Below are 2,290 nucleotides of genomic sequence, written 5' to 3' on the forward strand. Positions count from 1 at the left end.
GTGTCGGCCTCGGCAGCGGAACGACGTTTCCGGTGGCCACCGTCTCGGTCCAGAATGCCGTCGATCAGGCGCATCTCGGCGTCGCCACCGGCGTGCTCACCTTCCTTCGCTCTTTGGGCAGCGCACTGGGCGTGGCGATCCTGGGCGCGGTCGCGCTGGGCTATGGCCTGCCACTGGCCGGCGAAGGCGCGCATTCAGCTGGCGCCGCAGCCTCTGCCGAAGCGTTCACGATGATCTTCCTCGTCGCTGCGGCAATCCTGCTGATGGCGCTTGCCGCGCTCGGACTGATGCCGGAGAAGGCGCTTCGCGGCCATCCCGAGACCGCGGCTCCGGTGCTGGCCGACTAGCACGCGCCTCAATCGTGGACGCCGAGCTTCTTCTGCAGGCTGGTCGACGAGGTGGTGTACTGGAAGACGATGCGCTCGCCGGGGCTGACGATGCGCTTGGCGGCCTGCGCCATCAACGCGACCTCATGGAAACCCGACAGGATCAGCTTCAGCTTGCCGGGATACCAGTTGATGTCGCCGACGGCGAAGATGCCGGTAACCGAGGTCTGGAACTTCTCGGTGTCGACCGGGATCACGTTCTCATGCAGGTTGAGCCCCCATTCGGCGATCGGACCGAGCTTCATGGTCAGGCCGAAGAAGGGCAGCATGCGGGTGCATGGCACCTCGATGTCGCCGTCCGGCCCCTTGATGGTCGCGGATGAAAGCCGGCCGTCGGCGCCGCTCAGGCCGCTCACCTGGCCGACCTGGAAATCCAGCTGCTTCATCTCCTGCATGGCGTACATTTTGTTGACGCTGTCGGGTGCCGCGCGGAACTCCGGACGGCGATGGACCAGCGTTACGCTCTTTGCCACCGGCTGCAGGTTCAGCGTCCAGTCGAGCGCCGAATCGCCGCCGCCAACGATGACGAGGTCGTGGCCGCGGAAATCCTCCATGCGGCGCACCGAATAGAAGACGCTGTTGCCTTCATAGGCTTCGATGCCCGGAATGGGCGGCCGCTTGGGCTGGAACGAGCCGCCGCCGGCGGCGATCACCACCACCTTGGCCTCGAACACCTCGTTCTCGTCGGTGGTGACGCGGAAGCTGCCGTCCTCCAGCTTCTCCAGGCTGGAGACCATGCGGTTGTAGGTGAATTCCGGCTTGAACGGGTGGATCTGCTCGAGCAGCTTGTCGACCAGGCCCTGGGCGGTGATCAACGGCCAGCCGGGAATGTCGTAGATCGGCTTTTCCGGATAGAGTTCGGCGCACTGGCCGCCGGGCCGGTCGAGGATGTCGATCAGATGGCACTTCATGTCGAAGAGGCCAAGCTCGAACACGGCGAACAGGCCGACCGGCCCTGCCCCGACGATGAGTACGTCCGTCTTGATCGTGTCGCTCATGCAATGCGCCTCGCTGCCAAACGGCGCGAGACTGCATGAGCAAAGGCCCGCTGCCAAGCGGCGGCGGCAAAAATAGCCGAAGCGTGAACTCAGCCCTGGCGGGCGGGAACGCGCACGACCAGCCCGTCGAGGGCGTCGCGCACCTTGATCTGGCAGGACAGGCGCGAATTCGGCTGGACGTCGTAGGCGAAGTCCAGCATGTCCTCCTCCATCGCCTCCGGCTCGCCGACCTCGGCCGTCCAGGCCTCGTCGACATAGACATGGCAGGTCGCGCAGGCGCAGGCGCCGCCGCATTCGGCCTCTATTCCGGGCACGGCGTTGCGGATGGCGTTCTCCATGACGGTCGAGCCGTTTTCGGCATCCATGTCGAACTGTGTGCCGTCATTGGCAATGAAGGTCAGCTTGGTCATTTGTCACCTGAAGGGGAGTTCCAGCCGAGATAATCACTCCGGCGAACAAGTCAACTGCGGCGCGAAAGCGCCGCGCCGTGACGTTTTTTTGGAACTAGCGGCCGATGGCGGCGATGAACTCGCGCACTTCCTCGATCAGGACGCCGAGCCGGTTCAGGGTCTTGGCGTCCTCGGGCTGGCCTTCGATGGCCGCGGCACAATCGGCGATTGCAAACGCTCCCACCCCGCGCGCCGAGCCTTTGAGCCCATGCGCCAGCAGCAAGCGCTCCTTGACGTCGGCTTCGAGGATCTTGTCGCGCACGCTGAGCGCCTGCTGCACGAACAGCGCCAGCACCTCCTGCTCGAGGGCGCGATCGCCCATCGTCTGGCGCGAAAGATGGGCGAGATCCACAGGACGTGACCTGGCCGTTCCCGAGACGTCGCCGCCGGGCATGGAAAAGGCAATGCCGCTTTCGCCGCGCATGAAATTTGCAGCTCCTTGGTGTTCAGACTCTGT

General features: G+C 64.8%; 3 protein-coding genes and 1 pseudogene. 1 reads left to right on the forward strand and 3 read right to left on the reverse strand.

Features of this window, described 5'->3' with window-relative positions; all coding sequences use genetic code 11:
• A pseudogene (locus EN780_RS32415) lies at window positions 1-347 on the forward strand (MFS transporter); the annotation flags it as partial.
• 8 nt (window positions 348-355) lie between these two features.
• On the opposite strand, the gene EN780_RS32420 reads toward EN780_RS32415, so the two are convergent.
• The 3 genes from EN780_RS32420 to EN780_RS32430 form a co-directional block, all read right to left on the reverse strand.
• The gene (locus EN780_RS32420; RefSeq protein ID WP_128276309.1) at window positions 356-1,384 is read right to left on the reverse strand and encodes an NAD(P)/FAD-dependent oxidoreductase; all 1,029 of its coding nucleotides are present in this window, start codon (window positions 1,382-1,384) and stop codon (window positions 356-358) included.
• An 89-nt stretch (window positions 1,385-1,473) separates the two neighbouring features.
• Window positions 1,474-1,794, reverse strand: a complete 321-nt coding sequence (locus tag EN780_RS32425) for a 2Fe-2S iron-sulfur cluster-binding protein (RefSeq protein WP_127287062.1) — start codon at window positions 1,792-1,794, stop codon at window positions 1,474-1,476.
• A 94-nt stretch (window positions 1,795-1,888) separates the two neighbouring features.
• Complete coding sequence (locus EN780_RS32430; RefSeq protein ID WP_128276310.1) at window positions 1,889-2,257, reverse strand: Hpt domain-containing protein; 369 nt, start codon at window positions 2,255-2,257, stop codon at window positions 1,889-1,891.
• Between the last annotated feature and the right edge of the window lie 33 nt (window positions 2,258-2,290).

Source organism: Mesorhizobium sp. M4B.F.Ca.ET.089.01.1.1 (assembly GCF_004022605.1).
GTDB lineage: Bacteria > Pseudomonadota > Alphaproteobacteria > Rhizobiales > Rhizobiaceae > Mesorhizobium > Mesorhizobium abyssinicae.